This window comes from Cobetia crustatorum, assembly GCF_000591415.1.
Taxonomy (GTDB): domain Bacteria; phylum Pseudomonadota; class Gammaproteobacteria; order Pseudomonadales; family Halomonadaceae; genus Cobetia; species Cobetia crustatorum.
This window is the reverse complement of the sequence record NZ_JEMF01000003.1, coordinates 1-20,320: the sequence shown is the minus strand read 5'-3', so window position 1 is coordinate 20,320 and position 20,320 is coordinate 1. Positions and strand designations below refer to the sequence as shown.

Annotated in this window: 16 protein-coding genes and 1 pseudogene; 12 read left to right on the top strand and 5 right to left on the bottom strand. The window is 56.0% G+C overall.

The window, feature by feature from the left end; translation table 11 throughout:
• Positions 1-265 precede the first annotated feature (265 nt).
• From BF12_RS0100305 to BF12_RS0100290, 4 genes are all read left to right on the top strand, one after another.
• Positions 266-1,738, top strand: coding sequence for a paraquat-inducible protein A (locus BF12_RS0100305; protein WP_084487880.1), 1,473 nt, complete (start codon positions 266-268; stop codon positions 1,736-1,738).
• Positions 1,735-3,369 (top strand): intermembrane transport protein PqiB, encoded by a 1,635-nt coding sequence (gene pqiB, locus BF12_RS0100300; protein WP_024950512.1) that lies wholly within the window; start codon positions 1,735-1,737, stop codon positions 3,367-3,369. Before BF12_RS0100305 ends, pqiB begins: the two co-directional genes overlap by 4 nt.
• A gap of 41 nt (positions 3,370-3,410) precedes the next feature.
• Positions 3,411-4,070: a PqiC family protein gene (locus tag BF12_RS0100295; protein WP_024950511.1), complete on the top strand. Its 660-nt coding sequence runs from the start codon at positions 3,411-3,413 to the stop codon at positions 4,068-4,070.
• A 127-nt stretch (positions 4,071-4,197) separates the two neighbouring features.
• On the top strand, positions 4,198-4,947 hold the full coding sequence (locus BF12_RS0100290; RefSeq protein ID WP_024950510.1) for an SDR family oxidoreductase: 750 nt from the start codon (positions 4,198-4,200) through the stop codon (positions 4,945-4,947).
• 225 nt (positions 4,948-5,172) lie between these two features.
• Here BF12_RS0100290 and BF12_RS0100285 read toward each other — a convergent pair whose 3' ends face one another.
• From BF12_RS0100285 to BF12_RS20950, 3 genes are all read right to left on the bottom strand, one after another.
• Positions 5,173-5,712, bottom strand: a complete 540-nt coding sequence (locus BF12_RS0100285) for a glycine zipper 2TM domain-containing protein (RefSeq protein ID WP_024950509.1) — start codon at positions 5,710-5,712, stop codon at positions 5,173-5,175.
• 277 nt (positions 5,713-5,989) lie between these two features.
• Positions 5,990-6,466 (bottom strand): hypothetical protein, encoded by a 477-nt coding sequence (locus tag BF12_RS0100280; RefSeq protein WP_141103615.1) that lies wholly within the window; start codon positions 6,464-6,466, stop codon positions 5,990-5,992.
• Positions 6,467-6,710: 244 nt separating this feature from the next.
• Positions 6,711-7,982: a GGDEF domain-containing protein gene (locus tag BF12_RS20950; RefSeq protein ID WP_024950507.1), complete on the bottom strand. Its 1,272-nt coding sequence runs from the start codon at positions 7,980-7,982 to the stop codon at positions 6,711-6,713.
• 794 nt (positions 7,983-8,776) lie between these two features.
• Here BF12_RS20950 and BF12_RS0100270 point away from each other — a divergent pair.
• The 8 genes from BF12_RS0100270 (at position 8,777) to BF12_RS0100230 (ending at position 16,432) form a co-directional block, all read left to right on the top strand.
• Positions 8,777-9,277 (top strand): hypothetical protein, encoded by a 501-nt coding sequence (locus BF12_RS0100270; protein ID WP_024950506.1) that lies wholly within the window; start codon positions 8,777-8,779, stop codon positions 9,275-9,277.
• Between the two features lie 297 nt (positions 9,278-9,574).
• Entirely contained in the window at positions 9,575-10,189 is a 615-nt protein-coding gene (locus tag BF12_RS0100265) for a CBS domain-containing protein (RefSeq protein ID WP_024950505.1), read from the top strand.
• A 257-nt stretch (positions 10,190-10,446) separates the two neighbouring features.
• Complete coding sequence (locus BF12_RS0100255) at positions 10,447-11,061, top strand: hypothetical protein (protein WP_024950504.1); 615 nt, start codon at positions 10,447-10,449, stop codon at positions 11,059-11,061.
• A gap of 184 nt (positions 11,062-11,245) precedes the next feature.
• A complete protein-coding gene (locus tag BF12_RS0100250; protein ID WP_024950503.1) occupies positions 11,246-12,445 on the top strand; it encodes an MFS transporter in 1,200 nt (399 codons plus the stop codon).
• Positions 12,446-12,834: 389 nt separating this feature from the next.
• Entirely contained in the window at positions 12,835-13,620 is a 786-nt protein-coding gene (locus tag BF12_RS0100245; protein WP_024950502.1) for a DUF969 domain-containing protein, read from the top strand.
• Positions 13,617-14,528, top strand: a complete 912-nt coding sequence (locus BF12_RS0100240) for a DUF979 domain-containing protein (protein ID WP_035158396.1) — start codon at positions 13,617-13,619, stop codon at positions 14,526-14,528. Before BF12_RS0100245 ends, BF12_RS0100240 begins: the two co-directional genes overlap by 4 nt.
• Before the next feature lie 81 nt (positions 14,529-14,609).
• On the top strand, positions 14,610-15,269 hold the full coding sequence (gene pcp, locus BF12_RS0100235) for a pyroglutamyl-peptidase I (RefSeq protein ID WP_024950500.1): 660 nt from the start codon (positions 14,610-14,612) through the stop codon (positions 15,267-15,269).
• Positions 15,270-15,385: 116 nt separating this feature from the next.
• Complete coding sequence (locus tag BF12_RS0100230; RefSeq protein ID WP_051510617.1) at positions 15,386-16,432, top strand: asparaginase; 1,047 nt, start codon at positions 15,386-15,388, stop codon at positions 16,430-16,432.
• A 164-nt stretch (positions 16,433-16,596) separates the two neighbouring features.
• On the opposite strand, the gene ppc is transcribed toward BF12_RS0100230, so the two are convergent.
• Both ppc and mazG read right to left on the bottom strand, forming a co-directional pair.
• The gene (gene ppc, locus BF12_RS0100225; protein ID WP_024950498.1) at positions 16,597-19,245 is read right to left on the bottom strand and encodes a phosphoenolpyruvate carboxylase; all 2,649 of its coding nucleotides are present in this window, start codon (positions 19,243-19,245) and stop codon (positions 16,597-16,599) included.
• Between the two features lie 196 nt (positions 19,246-19,441).
• Positions 19,442-20,320: pseudogene (mazG, locus tag BF12_RS17975) on the bottom strand (nucleoside triphosphate pyrophosphohydrolase); the annotation flags it as partial.

The following is a 20,320-nucleotide window of genomic DNA, read 5'->3' as shown; positions in this document are numbered from 1 at the left end:
CACGCCGTCCTCTTGGGGCGGCGTGTTTGTTTGCAGATAAGAAACCTTGGCATGAATGACCACCTGCCCATGCGCTCAAGCATTGAGTGCCACGAGGCTTTTGCGGCATCATGCTATGATCGAACACTGTTTGCCTGATATCGAAGACACACGACATCGCGCTGACACACTACCGCCGGGGCAGGCTAACGCACCATTTCCCGCCTGCTGTCTCAGCCCATTACCCTCGGCAGTGCATCGCATCCCCCGATCACTCTGGAGTGATATGCCTCGTCCCTTTGACGCACTACGTCGTTTTACTCGGCGTACCTTTGAAACCCGAGACCCGCCCCGCATGTTTGCGCCAGTGACTGCTAGTGTCTCGCGCAGACGACTGCGAGCCTGCGAGTGCTGTGATCTTGTGGTGGCGCTGCCCGCACTCAGGCCGGGCGAACGTGCACGCTGCCCGCGTTGCGATCATGTCTTTGCTCAGCGCCATGCGCATGCCGTGCAACGTACCTTGGCACTGGCCACCGCTTGCCTGATGATGCTGGTGCTGACGCTGCCTTTCGAGTTCATCGCCTTTGCTACGCATGGCATCTCGGCCAGCTTGAGTCTGGTCGATGCTCCGACAGCACTGACAGCAGAGTCTTATCCTTCGCTGGCAGTTCTGCTGATTCTGACCATCGTGCTGCTACCTGCGCTATATCTCATTGGCGTGATCTACACCCATGCTGCCATTGGCCTGAAACTGCCACTGCCCGGCATGCGCGGCATTGCTCGTACTCTGAGTCACTTGCGACCGTGGATGATGGCAGATGTTTTTCTGGTTGGCGTAATGGTGAGTCTGGTCAAGATCGCTGGCATGGCCGATATCAGTTTTGGGCCATCGTTCTGGGCGTTCTGTGCCTTTGCCCTGCTGATGACGAAGACACTCGCCAGTATTGATGTCGACAGGATGTGGTTTGCCCTGGCTGGCGAGCCATCTGCGCCAACAGGGACGTTACCCGGCATGGGCGCCGCATTGCAGGGCCTTGGCAGCTGCCATAGCTGCGGGTTGATCAATGCCTGCACTGCACATGAGGCTCATGTTGCCTGTCGTCGTTGTGGCGATCCGGTGCATCAGCGCAAGACGGCCAGCCTACAGCGCACCTGGGCTTGGCTAGTGGCTGCACTGATACTCTACGTGCCCGCCAATGTCTTCCCGATCATGAGTACCGTGAGCCTCGGCGAGAGCGACCCGCAAACCATCGCAGGCGGTATCGTGCTGTTGTGGTCGCATGGTGACTGGCCGATTGCGCTTGTCATCTTCGTTGCCAGCATTCTGGTACCCGCCTCAAAGATGATCGCCATCGCATGGCTATGTATCAGTGCGCAGCGCCCTGATGTACAGCATGCTCGCGCACGCGTGGCGCTGTATCGCATCACGGAATATATCGGTCGTTGGTCGATGGTCGACGTGTTCGTGGTGGCCTTGTTAGCCGCACTGATTCAGCTGGGCGCATTGATGTCAGTACATCCCGGACCAGCAGCGCTGTCTTTTGCCGTGGTAGTCGTACTGACCATGCTGTCAGCGCAGAGCTTTGATCCACGTCTGGTATGGGACACGCCTGAAGAGGCACAGCTGGCTTCAAAGCCTCTCTTTCAGGCGCCGGCTCAAACATCAGCCTCCCACGAGTCGCCAGCCATGCCAGGTCCAGTATCTTCTGGCTCTACTGCTTCTTCCCCTACCGTTTCTCCGTCACAGGATGACTTATGAGTGATGACTCTCGTGCACGTCGTGAAAGTCGGCGCCGCCTTTCCCCGATCTGGATAGTGCCGATAGTGGCGCTATTGATAGGGGCCTGGATGGTCTGGCACAACATTGCTAGCCGTGGCCCGCAAATCACCATTGAGATGGAGACGGCTGAAGGTATCGAGGCCGGCAAGACATTGATCAAGACGCGGAATGTCGAGGTCGGCAAGGTGGAATCTGTCCGCCTGTCAGACGACCTCGACAAGACTATCGTGACCGCCCGCATGTCCAAGGACAGCGAGCGTATGCTCAACGAAGATTCTCGCGTGTGGGTGGTCAAGCCACGTATCGGCCGTGAGGGAATCAGCGGCCTGAATACCGTGCTCTCGGGCGCCTACATCCAGTTGCAACCCGGAGGTAGCCGCACGGAAGAAAACCATTTCGTTGCACTCGAACAACCCCCGGTAACGACACAAGATGCCAAAGGCTTGCGCATCGACCTGACCAGTAACGATGGCAGCGTGCTCTCGGATGGTGATCCGGTGACCTATGAAGGGGTCGTGGTCGGCCGGGTGGAAGCGAGTGAATTCCGTACCAGTGAAAAGGAAATGCACTACACCCTCTACATCGATTCGCCCTATGACGAGCTAGTGACCTCTACCACGCGTTTCTGGTCGACCAGTGGCGTCAGCTTGCGTCTGGATTCACAGGGCCTGCAAGTCGATATCGGCTCGCTGGAAAGCATACTGAGTGGCGGCGTCGCCTTTGGCATCCCTGAAGATCTGCCGCGCGGTCGCCCAGTGGTTGAAAACACCTCATTCATGCTCTATTCCGACCAGGAAGAAGCACGCGAAGGTAGCTTCCATCAAGCTATCGACTACGTGATCATGGTCGATGACACCGTGCGGGGCCTGTCGCGTGGCGCACCAGTGGAATTCCGCGGTGTGCGTCTCGGCACCGTGGTCAGCGTGCCCTATCGTCTGACACACCAGCGCGTACGCACCCTCTCGAGCTTCGAGATTCCGGTGCTGATCCGCATCGAGCCTGAACGCCTCGAAGGTCAGGTGGATGATGAGGGTGTCGCACAATGGAAGAAACGTCTGGAGCGTCTGTTCAAACGTGGCATGCGCGCGACATTGAAGTCCGGCAATCTTCTGACCGGCGCTCTGTTCGTGGATCTCGACTTCTACGATAACCCACCGCCCTACAAGCCAGATGACTTCGACGATATCGAAGTCATGCCGAGCGTGTCTGGGGGTCTGGCACAAATGGAAGCCAAGTTGAACGCCTTGCTCGACAAGCTCAATGCACTGGATGTAGAGCCCGTGTTGAACAACCTCAACAAGACGCTTTCTGCCTCCGAGAGCCTGGTGAAACGCCTCGACAAGACCGCGGGCCATGTCGATAGCCTGCTGGGATCCGATGCGATACAGAAATTGCCTGGCGACATCAGCGCCAGCATCGACAATCTGAATCGTACGCTTAACGGGCTAACACCTGACTCCTCAGCGTATCGCAAGCTGGAAGGTGACCTGGACAGACTTGATCGCGTACTCAAGAAGGCCGAGCCGCTGCTCGATACGCTGGAGAAGAACCCTTCCAGCCTGATCTTCGACAAGCCGACGACGCGTGATCCGATACCGAGGGCTCAGTAATCATGGGGACTGCAATGAAGACAGTAATAGGGGCAATGTTAATGACTCGCCGCCGCACAGCCACCTCTTCGGCGCTGGTACCCTCACTCGCTCGCAGCAAGAGTCGCGCAAGCAATCTGCTGATTGGCCTACTCGCCATGACCACCCTCGCCGGCTGTGCGACAGCGCCGACGGGGGGCGCATATCTACTGCCTCAGACAAGTGATACTGCCAGCCGTAGCGTGCCGCGTGATGCGCCACTCCTGGAAGTAATGCCAGTCAAACTTGCCAGCTACCTGGAAGGCGGGAGTCTGGTCTATCAAACAGATGACATCACCCTCGTGCAGGCAAGTCAGAACCACTGGGCGGATGACCTTCAAGCCATGCTGACACGCCAGCTACTGGAACAACTCAAGGCCAGCCCGGCAATACCACTTAGCAGTTATCGCATCGCAGACACGCGCTTAAGTGGATTGGAGGGAGCACGCTTGAGCGTCAGTCTTGATCGCTTCATCGGCCGTCATGATGGCCAATCCGTGATTACTGGCCGCTGGCGTCTGCGTGATTCGGACGGTAGTGTGCTGGACGAGGGCGATATCCAAACGCTGACACCACTGGCCGATGATGGCTATCCGGCTCTGGTCAAAAGTCTGGGAGAAGGCTGGAATGTCGTGGGTGACCAGCTAGCCCGTGAGATCGCAGAGGCATTACCTGCTCGCTGATGATGATCACGCTGCTATATCAAGAGTGTCCACAATCGCCCTTTAATCCCGTGTGCACTGGGCTAAAGGGCGATTTTCCAGCGTTTATCTTTATCTTGTCTATATTTGATGTCGGCTGAGAGATTCCATGAATCAACCTATCATTCTTATCACAGGCGCCAGCCAAGGAATTGGTGCTGCGACAGCAAAATTAGTCGCTGAAGAAGGCTTTATTGTCATTATCAATTATCGGACCAATGCCAAAGCTGCCCTAGACGTCGAAAAAGATATTCGAAAGAAGGGCGGCATAGCACACTGTATTCAAGCCGATATCAGCCAGCCAAAACAAGTTGTCGACCTGTTCAAGAAAATCCAAACGAAGTGTGGTGCGATTAGCGCCTTAGTGAATAGTGCAGGCATCTTGAGTACTCAATCACGCTTCATTGATACCGAACCAGAGCGCTGGAAGAAGATTTTTCAGACGAATGTTTTTGGCACCATGCACTGCTGTCAAGAAGCCTTCAAGCACATGGCCATTAGCCAAGGCGGTAGCGGCGGTACTATTGTGAATCTATCCTCTTTGGCTTCAATATATGGCTCACCGAACGAATATGTGGATTATGCCGCCAGCAAAGGCGCCATCGACTCGTTTACAAAAGGCTTTGCTCTTGAAGTGGCAGGAGACGGTATTCGTGTGAATGCGGTTCGTCCTGGATTGATCTATACAAAGATGCACGCAGAGGGTGGTGAAGCTAGACGTGTAGATCGCCTTGGTCCAAATCTCCCGCTCAAACGTGGCGGCCAGCCAGAAGAGGTGGCTCAAGCGATATTATGGTTAGTCAGTGATAAATCCAGCTACACAACTGCAGGGTTCATTGATGTAGGTGGTGGTCGATGAGCCGTCAAGACAGCCTGCCATTGCAAATATAGAGTATTATTTCACCCAGAAGATGATTGAACTGCTTCCCTTGACTGGCGATAGCAACGCTAGAATAAGGGTAGAAAAATGCCCTGAACTCAATTTACATGATCCAAATACAAAAAGCCCCGACGGTAACCCGTCGAGGCTTTTTCATGTGACAGTGTATCTATCGTGATGGCGCTTCAACTCAGCACTTCAGACTTAACCCTGGCCCGGTAGCACCAGCTCACCTTCGCGGATCTCGAAACGCTTCACGTCAGGCTTCTGCTCAAGACGTACAGTGCGAGTTTCTCCGCCCATATCAACCTTGACGTCATATCCGATTACCTTGTCACTCGCTTCCTGAACCGTCTCACAGCGCTGCTCAGTGGTGGTATAGGTGTCACCTTTTTTCATCTGACCCTGAATCTGGTTACCGGCGTAACCACCACCCACAGCACCTGCCGCTGTCAGTACTTTCTTGCCATTGCCACCACCAAATTGATTGCCGACCACACCTCCGACAATAGCACCAACTGCTGTGCCGACAATATTGTTGGAATCCTTGCTAGGGGCCTGGTGGGTCACAGTCTCGTTGTGACAGACCTGGCGCGGGGTAGTCACCGTTTCAGTGGCTGCATCGACAGCAACGATATCAGCATAATCAGGGCCAGAATTGCTGGCGCTGTAGCTACCGATTGCCACGCCACCACCAATGCCAAGCGCGGCGACGATAGCGCCAATCAGGACAGACTTATTCATGTGCGTTCTCCTTACCAAACTGGTGTCGCAGCTCGGCTCGTTGGCCGATGAGTAAAGTATAGATGGCGTAGGCCTATCAACACTTCCTGCTACGTTTCAGGAGTAATATAACACTGTTCGATAAGTTGAGTAATGTAGCATCTTCACCACCCTCCTGTCTCGATATAGCTACATATCGCTCAATACAGGCATCATGGCGATAGATCATGTCATAAATTAGCATTTACTAAGCATGGCTAGATTACAGTACCGAGATTGGAACGTGGAAGGAGAAATGCTAGTCCAGCCGGGTCGCCGTGATCGAGACAGCTTCATCATTGCAGAACTGCACACGAACATCTTCCCACCAGCTCAACAAACGGCAAGACGTATTGTCGGCGATCGTTTCACTGACATCGCTAGGATTACCCAATAGCGACACAGCCTGTGACTCGCTCATACCCTGCACCAGATAACCGTCATCGATAGCAGAGCGAATACGATATTGGCGTTGACTCTCCTCCCGTGCAGCCAATGCACGCTGCTTTTCACGCTCCAATCGCTGTGCTGTCGGATCCTCCTCACCTACCGATGCATCGCTGTCTCTTGCGGGCACGACTGTCAGTGAGTCATCCAACGTGACCGGCGCATCCCCCTGATGGCAGGGCTGTTGCTGCCAGGTCTGCACGCCATTCTGCACACAACGATAGATACTATTGTCAGCCTTGGCGGCCGGCGGTAGCTTAGGTGCTGATGGGGAAGATGAAAGTTTCACGGAGGGTGCTGCGCTCGTAACAACTTCCTGCCTGCTCACACTCCCCTCAGCCATCACGAGAGATGCGCTCATGACACTAGTGATCACCAGGCTCGCACTCAGCAGAAGCACGCGTGGCAAGCGCCGTGAAAAATCCCCGCAAGAATCCATCATCGACATGAACCTCCACATAATGGCTACGTGTTACATCACGCAAGCCGCGACCCAAAACGGGCATGAAATGCAGGGGGCCAGTAAGGCCGCCCTACCGCTTCAACAGATAAATCTCCCTGGCACTTCGCTGCTCATCAGTACTATTGCGTGGCGCAAGCTGTAATGCCGAGGCACCTGGCCCTGTCATATCCGACTCAGAAGTGTTCGACGATGAAGCGCTGGGGACAATAGTACTGGATACTGCAGAAGTCCCTGCATTCCAAGCAGACACAACACGATTACGCCCCTGGCGCTTGGCACTATACATTGCCTGATCTGCGCGATGCAGGAGGTCCGGCAACAACGACGCCGCAGAAGACGCAGGCCCTCCCTGGGCGACACCAATACTGATGGTAACGCGCAATAACTGCCCATTACTCAGCGTAAAGGCTCGACTATTGATGGAAAGCAGTAGGCGCTCCGCTGCATGACGCAGCCCTCCTCTATCATGACTAGGGCATAGCGCCACAAACTCCTCACCGCCTTGTCGACAGAGCTGATCGCTGCCGCGCAGGTGATGACGTAAGCGCTGCGTCAACTCCACCAGCACCTCATCACCGATAGCATGCCCTTGAGTGTCATTGATCGCCTTGAAATGATCGACATCAATCATCAGCACGCCAAGCCCACCCTGCTTGAGCATACGCGCGCCCTCTTCCTGCAAGGCAAAGCGCGAGAGTGCACCAGTGAGTTGGTCATGACGTAAATCTCGGCGATAGCGCTTTTCACGCTGCTCTGCCTCCCAGCCAATCTGTACGGCCACAACCGCAATAAAGGTTGCCGAGATAACCAGATTTACGATACTGGCCAATGACATGAAATCGTAGGAAACAAAATATATCGGACTCACAAAGTATTGTGTCCCCATATAGAAGAGCAGCAGAAGCCCGCTAAACACCAGTCGATTAAATCGAGACATTGGGGCAATACAAATAAAGAAGACTGCCACTATATGAAAATACTCAAAGCCACCTCCAGCCCCTAACTGATATTCCCATAATGCTGCCTTGATCGACATCGGCACGGCTAGCATGAGTAGCCCGGCATTCAAGAAGCCCTTACGATGCAGCACAATGGCTAACACGTTAGCCAAGGTACCGAACACGTTAATCACGACGGGCTGTGGGTAGGGCTGCAGACTCAGCAGAGCAAAGTAGCCTACGTGGCACCCAAGAGAGCTAATGTAGACCCACATGAAAAGCTGATAAAGGCTGGCATGGCGCTCGGCCAGTCGCAATGGAACAGGCCAGCGCCATTTCAACAACGCCGTATGAAAGATGCCTTTCGGCCTTTCAACAGTACGACGGCGATCAGATTTCGCCATGTTCCCTTCCTCGTTGAACGGGCACTTTCCGTGTGCCTCATGTACGCGCCTCATGCTGACTGAACATGATAAGTTTACCTGACGTTTCAGCGGTAAGCGTGGTGCCAGTCACTTTTGCGTATCACTTAAAGCATGCAGCGACTCAATATTGCCCATCTAGAAAATAATGCGTAAATTGAGGCCGCCAGTAAGGCAACAGCATTAGATGGCAATATGGTCCGGCACTTTAATCAGGTACGAATATTATCACGATGTGCCCCCACAGCCCCTCAAGAGCCTTGATGAGCGAGGCATTCGGTGTACACCATGTTGCTACGCCTCCTCCGCTGTTCCCAAGCACGAGCCATCCGTAAACATCTATGCATCTCAGAGAACAGTCTTGTAGAGAATCTCACAGACTTTCACATGACGAGTACTCCGGCACACCCATTACATGGCCTATTTCGCGGTAATTCATGCGACATGATGATGCCCATGAGATAGTCGCGTTACTACAGAGTGGTACTCCTGTACGTCTGATGACTGGCTGACAGCATCGGAATGGACGTGATAGCGCTAATCCACCCAGAGCAGCACAGCAGCAGGAACCTTCTACAGGTTTGAGCGTCCATCTTGGCAACACAGATGAGATTAGAGATGATGACATTCATCAACAACATGCATCATTTCTGTCAGGTCAACGGTAGCCTTCTACTGACATCTTCACGCAGAAAGAGTGCATACCTGTACGCCCTCATGACGACATCCGTTTGGATATGACGGTGTCAGCCCCTTATTCAAGAAGAGAGAATGCAATGGACGCGACCACTTTGACCCACGATTTCCACCTGTGGCAGCGTTTTTCCAAGCAAGACCGCCTCGAGCGTGAACACCGTGCTGCCCGCCGCAAGATTGCAGAGGTGGGCACCATGGCCACGCGCATGATAAAGGCCTACGAGAGTATGGCTGCCAAGGGTGTTTCAGAAAATGCCTGTTACCGCACCATCTACAAACAACGCGATGCTCAAGGCGAAACCATGATTCGCGAGGGCTGGCTCAAGGTGCGTCGCATCGTCGCCGAAGGCGGTACCACACGCCTGCGCGGCACCTTGATCACTACCTTCAGTTTGGCCAATGGTGAGCAGGAGCCTGTCAATGCAACTGTCGAGAAGCTCACATTGGAGGTTTACGACGAGATCGTGGCCGGCACCAAGATGAAATTGGCGTGCAAGGTCGATCGTTGCGATGGCGATGACCAAACAGACTTCATCACCTTTCTTGACTCTGTCCGCGGCGATCTCAAGGAATGGCTGTAATGCTCCCATTGAAAGACAGTATCTGATCAGACAAGTCCCATGCGGGCCTCATCTTCTCAAGATGATGTGATTCAGTTAGACGCAATAACGCCCGCCAGCAACCCTGGCGGGCGTTATTGCGTCTGGACACCCTTTCTCCGTCGCTTCGGTAGCAGATGCCAGAATTTTCTATTCGAACAGACCGTCAATGTTGCAATAAGAGCAACCTGACGTTACTCACCTTGTAGGAAACTCCCGACCAAGAGATGACTCACAATAGATAGAATTTCATCGTTTATTGGTTACAGGAGCTAGTCCATGAATGCCATCGCCCCGTCGGCCTACCATACCCTCACGGTCGATAACCTTGCTCAGGTCAGTTCTGCGCGCCTGCCACTTCAGCCCCTTGGCGATATCACGATGGATAGCCCAGCCAGCGAGCTAGTTACTGACTTCGCCGTTACAGCAGGGCGCAGTATCCAAGGCAGCGCCTCCATTGGGCAGGCACTAGCGACCATGAAGCAGGCAGGTGTTCGTCTACTGCTGGTGCACGATCATGACGGTACCTTCACCGGTGTCGTGACCTCCCGCGAGCTGCAGGGTGGTCGTGTGGTAATGCGTGCCATGACGCGCTTCGATGTCCAGCGCGATGAAATCACCGTCGACATGGTGCAGATGCCACGCGCTGAGCTACACGGTATTCCGCTTGTAGATCTCAAGCGAGCACGAGTAGGTGACTTGGTCGAAACACTGCGTCAGAGCGGAGAGTCTCACCTGCTGGTAACAGAACGGGATGAGCATGGTCAGCACAGCATTCGTGGGTTGATCGCAGCCTCACGTGTCGGTAAGGCATTAAGCATAGACCTGGAACATCCGCCTGAAGCGCGAAACTTTTCCGACATCTGCCGTGCAGTATTAGGCAAGTACGAGTAACTCTTTCTCAAGATATTGATAACTTTATATATTTGCGCTCAGGCTCAGTATCTGGGCCAAATGTATAAGTCGTAAATCCCCTCATCTGAGATCGAGATTCAGGAAACCTGCCTCGAAACGACGTATGATGAGCCTGTCAGCACAGGATATCGTTCAGTCCGGTGGTACGGAGCAACTAGTTAGTAGGCGTCATGCCCACCGTTTGCGCTCTGACAAGCAAGCCCAGCCATCGGATGGCGTCGAAGAGGATTTCAGCCATGCCATTACGCTCGTTGCGTAACCATCTTTTCAAGCAACGTCACGTCGAAGTGCTTGTCATCAAGCAAATCGATGGCGAGCTGGTGCATGTGTGTGGCGCAGGTGTACTTGAAGGTGCCGGTAGCGTCAGCCATAAGCGACGTGAGTTGATGCATGATAATCATGCATTCCCGGTACGGATGCATGATGGTAACCAAGTGCTTGAACCAAACGATTTCAATCGTTTGGTTCTCTTGGAAGACGTCACGCTCCACCCTGCCGGCTGCCGGCTCAAAGAAGCAATCTCATTGGAAGTGAGTGGACATCGTTATCGTGTCGCTCACACTCCAATGCGTTGTTGGCGCTTCACAGGCCACCTTATTCTGGAGCGTACCCCTCAGGGGATGCTGCTCAGTACCGAAGACATGACCATGATTCGCGCCAAGGCACATCGTCAACCTAACGTGTGCATTACGCCGTCAAGCTCGGAGCGCATTCATAAAGCGTCATCATGGCGTGGCATTGCCACCAAAAACCACGAAGGCTTGCGTAGCGTGAATGCACCTTCGCGTAGCATGAATAATCAGACAGCAGAACGCCAGGTGCGTGAACTAGAGCTAGAACCCAAATATTGACCTGAATCTGAAGGTTTATAGTGAATCCCTGTTCTCTCCAAAACGTCCGGCATCTGCTGGGCGTTTTCGCATATACGGTTTCACTGATATAAAGCATAGTGTGCCAACCCGACTCAATGCAGACAGTCCAATGTGATGCCGGCATCCTCGCACCACTGTCCACTTGCTCAGGATCCCCTGTCCAATGCGCCGAATGCCCGTCCCATTATTTCTGCTTGTGCTGATACTGGTTGCGCTCAACCTGCGTCCGGCGCTGTCTTCTCTGGCTCCCCTGCTGGATCGTATCACCCAAGACCTTGGCCTGAGCACACTCGCAGCCGGGTTACTGACCACCCTACCCGTTGTCTGTTTGGGGCTTTTCGCACCGCTGGCACCCCGCCTTGCCAATCGCCTGGGGGCAGAACGCACTCTGAGCCTGGCACTGCTCATGCTGGGCTTCGCGCTATGGCTACGCGCCAGCGATCTCACCGTACTGCTCTATCTCGGGACATTACTGTGCGGCGGCAGTATTGGTGTGGCCGGCACTCTGCTGCCTGCCATCGTCAAACGCGAACATCCCGAGCGAGCAGACCTGTTCACGGGCGTCTATACCATGGCGCTCTGTCTGGGCGCGGCACTAGCAGCAGGCCTCAGTGTACCGCTGGCCAATCTTCTGGATAGCTGGCAAGCCTCACTGACCTGCTGGGTGCTACTCGTGGTCGTGGCACTGTCAGTGTGGCGGATCAGCATGCCGCATCCGTGGCCAGAGCAGACTTCTACCGCCCACAACACCGCGCCGCGCCTGTGGCATCTACCACTGGCGCGTCACATTACGCTCTTCATGGGCTGTCAGTCATCACTGGCATATATCGTCTTCGGTTGGCTGCCCTTTCTGCTTCAGCAACGCGGGCTTGGTGAGGTCGAGGCCGGCTGGCTGATGGCCGCCTCAGTGATGTCTCAGGTACTGACTGCTCTACTCGCACCAGTGATAGGCCGTATGGGCCGCGATCAGCGCCCTGCTATATTGCTGTTGCTGACGTGCACCGCCATTGGACTGCTGGGGCTCATGATCGGCCCCTTGTCGCTACGCTGGGTCTTCGCCGTACTACTGGGCTTCGGCCAAGGCGGCAGCTTCTCCATGGCTCTCACACTACTGGTGCTTCGCACTGCCGATGCTCGTCTCGCTGGGGCTCTATCCGGCATGGCACAAGGCACTGGCTACATGCTCGCGGCACTCGGGCCATTGGCAGTCGGTATCCTGCTGCAAGTCACCGATGACCTACGTGTCATCGCCGCCCTCTTCGCACTGATCCTGCTCGCCGCCGCCATCCTCGGCCTCAAGGCAGGACGTCGTCTACGTATTCAGGCACACCCAACCACAGGTGCTGAAGTCGTCGAGGGTTGATCTGCTCGCGACGTGTCTGAGTACTGGTTCGTCTGATTGCCATTACCCAAAAGGCCTCAAGGGCCCGCCATGAAGCGGAGCCTTGAGGCCTTTTCTGTGTTGTGCAGTGCAGCTTTTCTCATGCAGAGCAGAGACGCGAATATCAGCCATTAAAGACAGCCTTCAAGGGTAATCTACTGCCTTTTCGATAGGCTATGCCAATAATTTAGTTCAGGTTAATTTATATATTCCGAATGTCTCATTTGGATAACGACCTGCTGCGCCTACTCTCTGACAAGGCACGCTCCAGCAACGTGCCTACTCCCTCTGCTACAACACATGAATAAAACAATAAGAGATCTTCCAATGAGACTCACAGCTTGTCTTTTTCAGACTCCGAGGAGTCGCCAATGCTGTCGCTAATCGGTGTCGTCGTCATCGTCGTCGGCCTGGCTCTGCGCTTGAATGCATTGCTCGTCGTACTCGTCGCGGGTTTCTGCTCTGGCTTGGTGGCAGGCATGACCCCCACGGAAATTCTGGAGGCGCTGGGACATGCATTCACACAGAATCGTGCCGTATCTCTCTTCATCATCACTCTCCCCGTCATCGGGCTACTCGAGCGTAATGGCCTGCGCGATCAGGCTGAACGTCTTGTGCAAAAATTCCGTGCAGCGAGTGCCGGACGCATCACCTTAAGCTATCTCGTGCTGCGAAAGCTGACCAATGCCTTTGGCCTGCAGCTGGGCGGCCACCCGGCCATGATTCGTCCGTTGATCGCTCCCATGTCCGTCGGTGCCGCTGAGCGAGACCTCTCCAGCGCAGCCATCGCCTCGCCCCGCTTTCACTCTCTAAGCCAGCGCATTCGTGTGCTGAACGCTGTCAGTGAGAACTTCGGCAACTTTTTCAGTCAGCTGATCTTTGTCGCCTCCGGTGGCCTGTTGCTGATCAAAAGCGTTCTGGACAAAAGTGACGCCAGTGTCAGCCTTGCCGATATGGCGCTATATGCCATCCCAACCGCCCTTATCTCGCTACTGGTGATGTTCGTCATGTGTCGCCGGTTGGACAGGAATATCCGCCGCGAGCAGCGCCTGTTGCGCGAAGAATATCCTGACTTGTCATATGAAGGGGGTGTAAAAGAAAGTGCGGATAGCGGCTCGGACACTCATTCCATCTCAGTACGGGAGAGTCAGTCATGAGCGGTATCGACATTCTGTATCTGATCACCGGCCTCGCGACCATGGCCTTTGCCGTACTGACGCTCACTGATCGTGATCACCCGCGTCGCCTGGGCACAAGTGCCTTCTGGATGATCTTTGGCATCAGTCTGGCCTTTGGCGGCTGGCTACCCGATGCGGTGGTAGGTCTGGCCATGTTGGCGCTCGCGCTACTGGCGGCTGCCGGACAACTCGGCCTTGGGAATTATGGCCAGCTGAGTGACACGGTCCGCAAGGCACGCATGCAGCGCTTCGGCTCACGGCTCTTCATTCCGGCGCTCCTGATTCCGGCTGGCACCTTCATTTACACCCTGACCACTGGCCAGAGTGCGCTGGTAGGACTTGGAGTGGCTACCTTGCTGGCCTTTGCCGTGGCCTTGTTGATGCTACGCGAGCGCCCTACCACCGGGCTTCAGGAAGGGCGGCGCCTGGCAGATTCCATTGGCTGGGCCGCGATTCTTCCTCAGTTTCTGGCAGCACTGGGACTCTTGTTTGATCAGGCCGGCGTAGGCCAGACCATCGCCGAACTCGTCTCAAGTGTCGTCCCGGATACCAGTCTGGTGGCGTGTGTCATCGCCTATTGCCTAGGCATGGCGATCTTCACCATGCTGATGGGTAACGGCTTTGCTGCCTTCGCCGTCATCACCTCGGGCATCGGGTATCCGCTGGTCATCGCCCTGCATGGCGGCAATCCGGCCATCGTCGGCGTGCTGGGCATGCTGTCTGGCTATTGCGGCACGCTGATGACGCCCATGGCCGCCAACTTCAATATCGTACCGGCTGCCCTGCTGGAATTGGATGATCGCTATCACATCATTCGTACCCAGATCGTACCGGCACTGGTCATGCTGACCGCCAATATCAGCCTGATGTTACTGCTGGCGTTCTAATCCAGACTCCGACCATCTCGCCTGCCACCTCATGATTATCAGCCCTGAGGTGGCGCAGGCCACCGCCATGGAAATATCACCATGCCTCGTCTTCTGCTTTGTGGTTTCGAGCCCTTTGGCTCCGACAGCGTCAATCCCGCCCTCCATATCATCGAAGCACTTGATGGTCAGAGGCTGGCACTGCCTGACCGGGAGCACGGTTCAGTAGAGATCATCGCGTGTCGTGTCCCCGTCACCCGTTTCGCTGCCATCGACAGTGTCGTCGAGGCCATCGGTGTGCACGCGCCCGATGTGGTCATCATGCTGGGCCAGGCCAGTGGCCGCAGTGCTATCACTCCAGAGCGGATCGCCATCAATCTCGATGACTATCGCATTGCGGACAATGGTGGGCATCAGCCGGTGGATGAGCCCGTCGAACCAGGCGGCCCTGATGGCTGCTTCACGACGCTCCCCATCAAGGCCATGGTCAGTGATCTTCAGGCTGCCGGACTCCCCGCCAGCGTGTCCTATAGTGCGGGCACCTTTGTCTGCAATCATCTCTTCTACGGGATCCAACGTCACCTGGCCGATAGCCCCATCCGCTCAGGCTTCGTGCACATCCCCGCCCTACCCGAGCAGAGTCTCGATGGCCGTCTGCCGACCATGAGCCTCGACAGCCTGTTGGAGGGTGTGCGCACCCTATGCCTCAGTGCCATGTCACATCACGAAGACGTGCGCATCGGTGGTGGCAATATCAGCTAACGCTTTGCTTTAACTTTTGCATATCCCCCCTCCCGCTGCAGCCGACCAACTGACAGGCACGTGTGAGCCGGCATACGTTATAATGCCGGCTTTCTTATTTTCGGCAGGTGGACGTGATGACTCCCGAGACACATATTCTGGTGCTCTATACCGGTGGCACGCTAGGTATGGTGGAGAGTGAGCAGGGGTTGGTGACCGCCGGTGACTTTGATCAGCGCTTGCGCAAGGCATTGGACCAACTCTCGCCAAGTCGTCGTAGCCGCCTGCCTATCTTCACGCTGCGCGAATTTCCTCAGCTGATCGACTCCTCGTCAGCCACCCCTGCCGATTGGCAGACGATCGCCGCCGAGATCGCCGATGCCTACGATAGCTTCGACGGCTTCGTGGTGCTGCAAGGCACCGATACATTGGCATGGACCGCCTCAAGCCTGGCCTTCCAGCTCAAGGGAACCGCGCGCCCCGTGATCGTCAGTGGTGCCCAGCTTCCGCTTGAGGCAGCTGGCAGTGATGCACTGACCAATGTCGAGTTGGCACTGGCTGCGGCAGCTCAGCCGATGCTCAACGAGGTGGTCGTCGCCTTCGGTGGCCAGCTACTGCGCGGTGTCTGCACCCGCAAGTGGTTCACACAGGACCATCGCGGCTTCACCACGCCCAATGCGCCACTGCTGGGAGAATGGGTGGATGACCGAGTGGTGCTTTATGCCGGGCGTCTGCTGGATGATCAAGGCCCCGCGTTTGAATTGCCGGATTACGCGCGACTCGGTCAGGACGCCATCATTCGCCTGCCGCTTTATCCCGGCATCAGCGCCGAGAGCGTGCGTGTCCAACTGATGCGCACACAGGTAAAGGGCGCCGTACTGGAGCTATGGGGCAGTGGCAACCTGCCCGAGGATGCCGAGCTTCTCGGCGTGCTGGCCGATGCCCGTGGCGAAGGAAAATTGCTCGCCGGTATCAGTCAGTGCCCACATGGCCCGGTGAGCATCGGTCATTACGCGGCAGGTGCGGGGCTCGCCACCATCGGTGTGCTCTCTGGAGATGATATGACGTTAGAGGCAGTCTTCACCAAACTCCTGCATCTGGTAGCACTCAATCAAGATGAGGCATGGCAACGTGAGCGCTTTTTGATGCCGCTTGTCGCAGAGCGTGCCAGTGGCCTTCTCTGAACCTATTGTTTTAGCGTCATGACAAAAAAATCCCCCACTAGAAAGCCTCTAGTGGGGGATTTTTCATTCACGCTCTAGCCAAACGCTATTGGATGCTAACCCGCCGGAACGGCCTGACAGGCGCAAGCCAACAAAAGCCGGTCAGTTCAATCATCCCGATCCCATCAGCCTGTATTGCGCAAGCCTGCTGAAATCCCGGCCATCGTGACCATCAGGGCACGTGTCAACTCTGCGGAAATGGCACCATCAGCATCCCGATTACGTTGCAGAAGTTCAGCCTGCAAGCCATGCAACGGATCAATATACGGGTTGCGTACGTCGATTGCCTGGCGAATCAACGGCATGTTTTCGAGCAATGCCTGCTGATCGCGAATTTCCAGCACCACTGCCTCCAGACGCTCCAGCCGGTCGCGCAGAGATTTCCCCAGCGCCTTGAGTGCTGGCTCGTCGACTAGCCGCTGCTCATAGTAGGCAGCCGTGGACAGATCGGCCTTGGCCAGCAGCATCTCCAGCATGTCTACGTAGGTCGAGAAGAATGGCCAGTCATTCATCATCTCGCGCAATACTTCAAGCCCACCGTCCTGATCCAAGCGCTTGGAGAAGGCTTCGCCGCTACCCAGCCAGGCTGGCAGCATCAAACGAATCTGGGTCCAGGCGAAGATCCACGGAATCGCACGTAGTGTCTCAACCCCCCCATCCTGGCGACGCTTGGCAGGGCGCGAGCCGAGTGGCAGACGCGCCAGTGCCGTTTCCGGCGTGACGGCACGGAAGTACGGTACGAAGTTCGGATCTTCACGCACGACACCCACGTAGGCCTTGTGAGCCACCTCGGCCAGACGAGTCATCTCATCACGCCATTCCTGCTTGGGCGCAGGCGGTGGTAACAGACTGGCCTCCAGTACGGCGCACACGTAGATCTCCATGGAGCGACTGGCGATATCCGGCAGACCAAACTTGAAGCGAATCATCTCGCCCTGTTCGGTCACGCGCAGAGAGCCTGTCACCGATCCCGGCGGCTGGGACAGGATGGCCGCATGCGCCGGACCGCCCCCACGGCCCACCGTGCCACCACGGCCATGGAACAAGGTCAGCTCGACGCCATGATTGCGTGTAATCTCGACCAGCGTCTCCTGAGCACGATATTGCGCCCAGGCAGCGGCCAGTTGGCCGGCGTCCTTGGCGGAATCGGAATAGCCGATCATCACTTCTTGACGATTACCGGCATGCTCGCGATAAATCGGCATACCCAACAGATCATCCACCACTGGACCTGAGCGATCCAGGTCATCCAGCGTCTCGAAGAGTGGTGCGATGGGCAGACGCGCATCTCCTCCCGCTTCCTTCATGAGCAGCGCCACTGCCAGCACATCCGATGCCTGACCGGCCATGGAGATGACGTAGGTGCCCAGTGCCTCACGATGCTCGCGAGCGATAACCTTGAAGGTATCCAGGACTTCACGAGTATCAGTGGAACACTCCCAGTGATGCGGAATCAGCGGACGACGGTTACTCAGCTCACGGACCAGGAAGTCGCGACGTTGCTGCTCATTCCAATCAAAATAGCTACCGAGGCCCAACGATTGGGTCAGCTCATCAAAGACCTGTGAATGGCGAGTGCTTTCCTGGCGAATGTCGAGCTTGGTCAGCGTCACACCGAAGCAGGTGACGCGACGCAGGGTATCAAGGAGCGCGCCATTGGCAATGGTGTCGAGTCCGACATCACACAGCGAGCGATAGCAAGCCAGCAGCGGCGTATAGAGCTGCTCACGGGTTTCGATGATATCGACACCCTCGTGGCGCTTGCCGTCCAGACCCGCCTTGGCCCAATCGCGGGTGCTTTCCATACGCAGAATCAAGCGACGCAGAATTTCACGATACGGTTCTGCCACGTCACCAGCCTCAGCGCGCAGTGCTGCGGAGCACTTCCACATCGACAACTCTGACTTGAGCTGCTCAAGGTCACGCAGATAAAGGTCTGCTGCCATCCAGCGCCCCAGTAACAGCACGGTACGTGTCACGCGCGCCGTCACGTTGGGATTGCCGTCGCGGTCACCGCCCATCCAAGAGGCAAAGCAAATTGGCGCAGCGTCCAGCGGCAGACGCTCACCGGCCGCTTCCAGCGTCATCTCATCCAGCTGACGATGGAAGTCAGGCACGGCCTGCCACAGCGAGTTCTCGATGGTCGCGAACCCCCACTTGGCCTCATCTACCGGCGTCGGACGCTCGTGACGAATCTCGTCGGTATGCCAGGCCTGGCTGATCAGCTCACTCAGACGAGCACGGGCAAGCGTGGCCTGTTCAGGGCGATCACAAGCCCCTTCCATCTGCGTCAGACAGCCTTCGATGGCATCGTATTTTTGAATCAGCGTACGGCGGATGACTTCCGTCGGATGAGCGGTCAGCACCAGATCAACCCGCATCGCCGAGAGTTCTTCGACGATTTTCTGGGGGCTGAAGCCACGGGCACGAATACGCGTGATCAGCTCACCCAGGTCCGGCTGGCTACCAGGGCGATAGTCTTCAACGCGCTTGAAGCGGCCGCGATAGTGCTGCTCAGCAATGTTCGATAAATTGAGAAACTGATTGAACGCGCGCGTGACCGGGAGAAGATCACTGTCCGGCAGGTCGCGCAGATAGTCGATCAGCTCATGACGCGCCGCCAGATCGCCCTGTTGGCCCCGTTTGGCCAGCGCGCGAATCAGCTCGATACGCTCAACGAAATCATCGCCGAGGTCGGCTGCGATAGTCTGTCCTAGGTTATCGCCGAGAATACGCACATTGTCGCGCAGCGATTCATGCAGATCGTGACTCATGAAACCCTCCTTGGGAGTGACGGTGCTGCTACGGTAAAAAATTTCTCGCGTCTTCTGCGCGTGGCAAAGAAACGAAAATGGCCCGCAGCGCAGCAGACTGGAAGCAGGACATGATAATTATCCTGATCGCTTCCCTTCAGCATACGTCCACGGGCCACTACGTCACAATCCGACCATCGCGTAAATTTACTACATTTCAGCTACGCGCCTCACGTTGCTTGGCAGCCTCCCAGTGGAGGTCCATTTCAGCCAGTGTCGTCTGCTTGAGGGAGCCCCCCTGGGCTGCAATTGCGGCTTCCACATGACGAAAACGTGATTCGAAGCGGGCGTTAGTGCCTCGTAACACCTGCTCAGGGTCCGCCTTGAGCGTGCGTGCGAGATTGACAACCGCAAACAACAGATCGCCCACCTCTTCACGCGCATGAGCTTCATCACCTTCGTCCAGCGCCTCTTCCACCTCCCCCAGCTCTTCACGAATCTTGGCCAGCACACCACTGACATCGGGCCAGTCAAAGCCAGACCGCGAGGCCTTTTTCGATAATTTCATCGCACGCGTCAACGCCGGCAGCCCGAGTGGTACGCCATCCAGCACGCTAGCGTCGTCACGCGAACCCTCAACAGCTGAACGCTCAAGAGCGGGAGACTCAGATGTTGCAGGCTTTTCCTGCTGTTTTATCTGCTCCCAACGCGTATTGACAGCACGCTCATCCACTTCGTGAGGCAGCACGCCTTCACGTCGTGACAACAGCGTGCCATCAGGAAAGACATGCGGATGACGCCGCAACATCTTGGTCGTCAGCACATGAATGACATCATGGAAATCGAAACGCTGCTGCTCACGGGCAATCTGTGCGTAGAACACACCCTGAAACAGCAGGTCACCTAACTCGGCCGCAGCTCAGACAGCACCTCATCCCGATTCTCGGTAGCGTACGCCGCTCGCTCGATGACATCAGCGACCTCATATGCCTCCTCCAAGGTATGCGGTACCAGACTTGCGTAGTCCTGACTGAGATCCCACGGACAGCCGTACTGCGGATCACGCAGTACGGACATCAGCGTCAGCAGGTCATCG

Coding starts and splice junctions, on each gene's coding strand:
- BF12_RS0100305 (WP_084487880.1), top strand. CDS start 266: ATGCCTCGTCCCTTTGACGCACTACGTCGTTTTACTCGGCGTACCTTT.
- pqiB (WP_024950512.1), top strand. CDS start 1,735: ATGAGTGATGACTCTCGTGCACGTCGTGAAAGTCGGCGCCGCCTTTCC.
- BF12_RS0100295 (WP_024950511.1), top strand. CDS start 3,411: ATGACTCGCCGCCGCACAGCCACCTCTTCGGCGCTGGTACCCTCACTC.
- BF12_RS0100290 (WP_024950510.1), top strand. CDS start 4,198: ATGAATCAACCTATCATTCTTATCACAGGCGCCAGCCAAGGAATTGGT.
- BF12_RS0100285 (WP_024950509.1), bottom strand. CDS start 5,712: ATGAATAAGTCTGTCCTGATTGGCGCTATCGTCGCCGCGCTTGGCATT.
- BF12_RS20950 (WP_024950507.1), bottom strand. CDS start 7,982: ATGGCGAAATCTGATCGCCGTCGTACTGTTGAAAGGCCGAAAGGCATC.
- BF12_RS0100270 (WP_024950506.1), top strand. CDS start 8,777: ATGGACGCGACCACTTTGACCCACGATTTCCACCTGTGGCAGCGTTTT.
- BF12_RS0100265 (WP_024950505.1), top strand. CDS start 9,575: ATGAATGCCATCGCCCCGTCGGCCTACCATACCCTCACGGTCGATAAC.
- BF12_RS0100255 (WP_024950504.1), top strand. CDS start 10,447: ATGCCATTACGCTCGTTGCGTAACCATCTTTTCAAGCAACGTCACGTC.
- BF12_RS0100250 (WP_024950503.1), top strand. CDS start 11,246: ATGCGCCGAATGCCCGTCCCATTATTTCTGCTTGTGCTGATACTGGTT.
- BF12_RS0100245 (WP_024950502.1), top strand. CDS start 12,835: ATGCTGTCGCTAATCGGTGTCGTCGTCATCGTCGTCGGCCTGGCTCTG.
- BF12_RS0100240 (WP_035158396.1), top strand. CDS start 13,617: ATGAGCGGTATCGACATTCTGTATCTGATCACCGGCCTCGCGACCATG.
- pcp (WP_024950500.1), top strand. CDS start 14,610: ATGCCTCGTCTTCTGCTTTGTGGTTTCGAGCCCTTTGGCTCCGACAGC.
- BF12_RS0100230 (WP_051510617.1), top strand. CDS start 15,386: ATGACTCCCGAGACACATATTCTGGTGCTCTATACCGGTGGCACGCTA.
- ppc (WP_024950498.1), bottom strand. CDS start 19,245: ATGAGTCACGATCTGCATGAATCGCTGCGCGACAATGTGCGTATTCTC.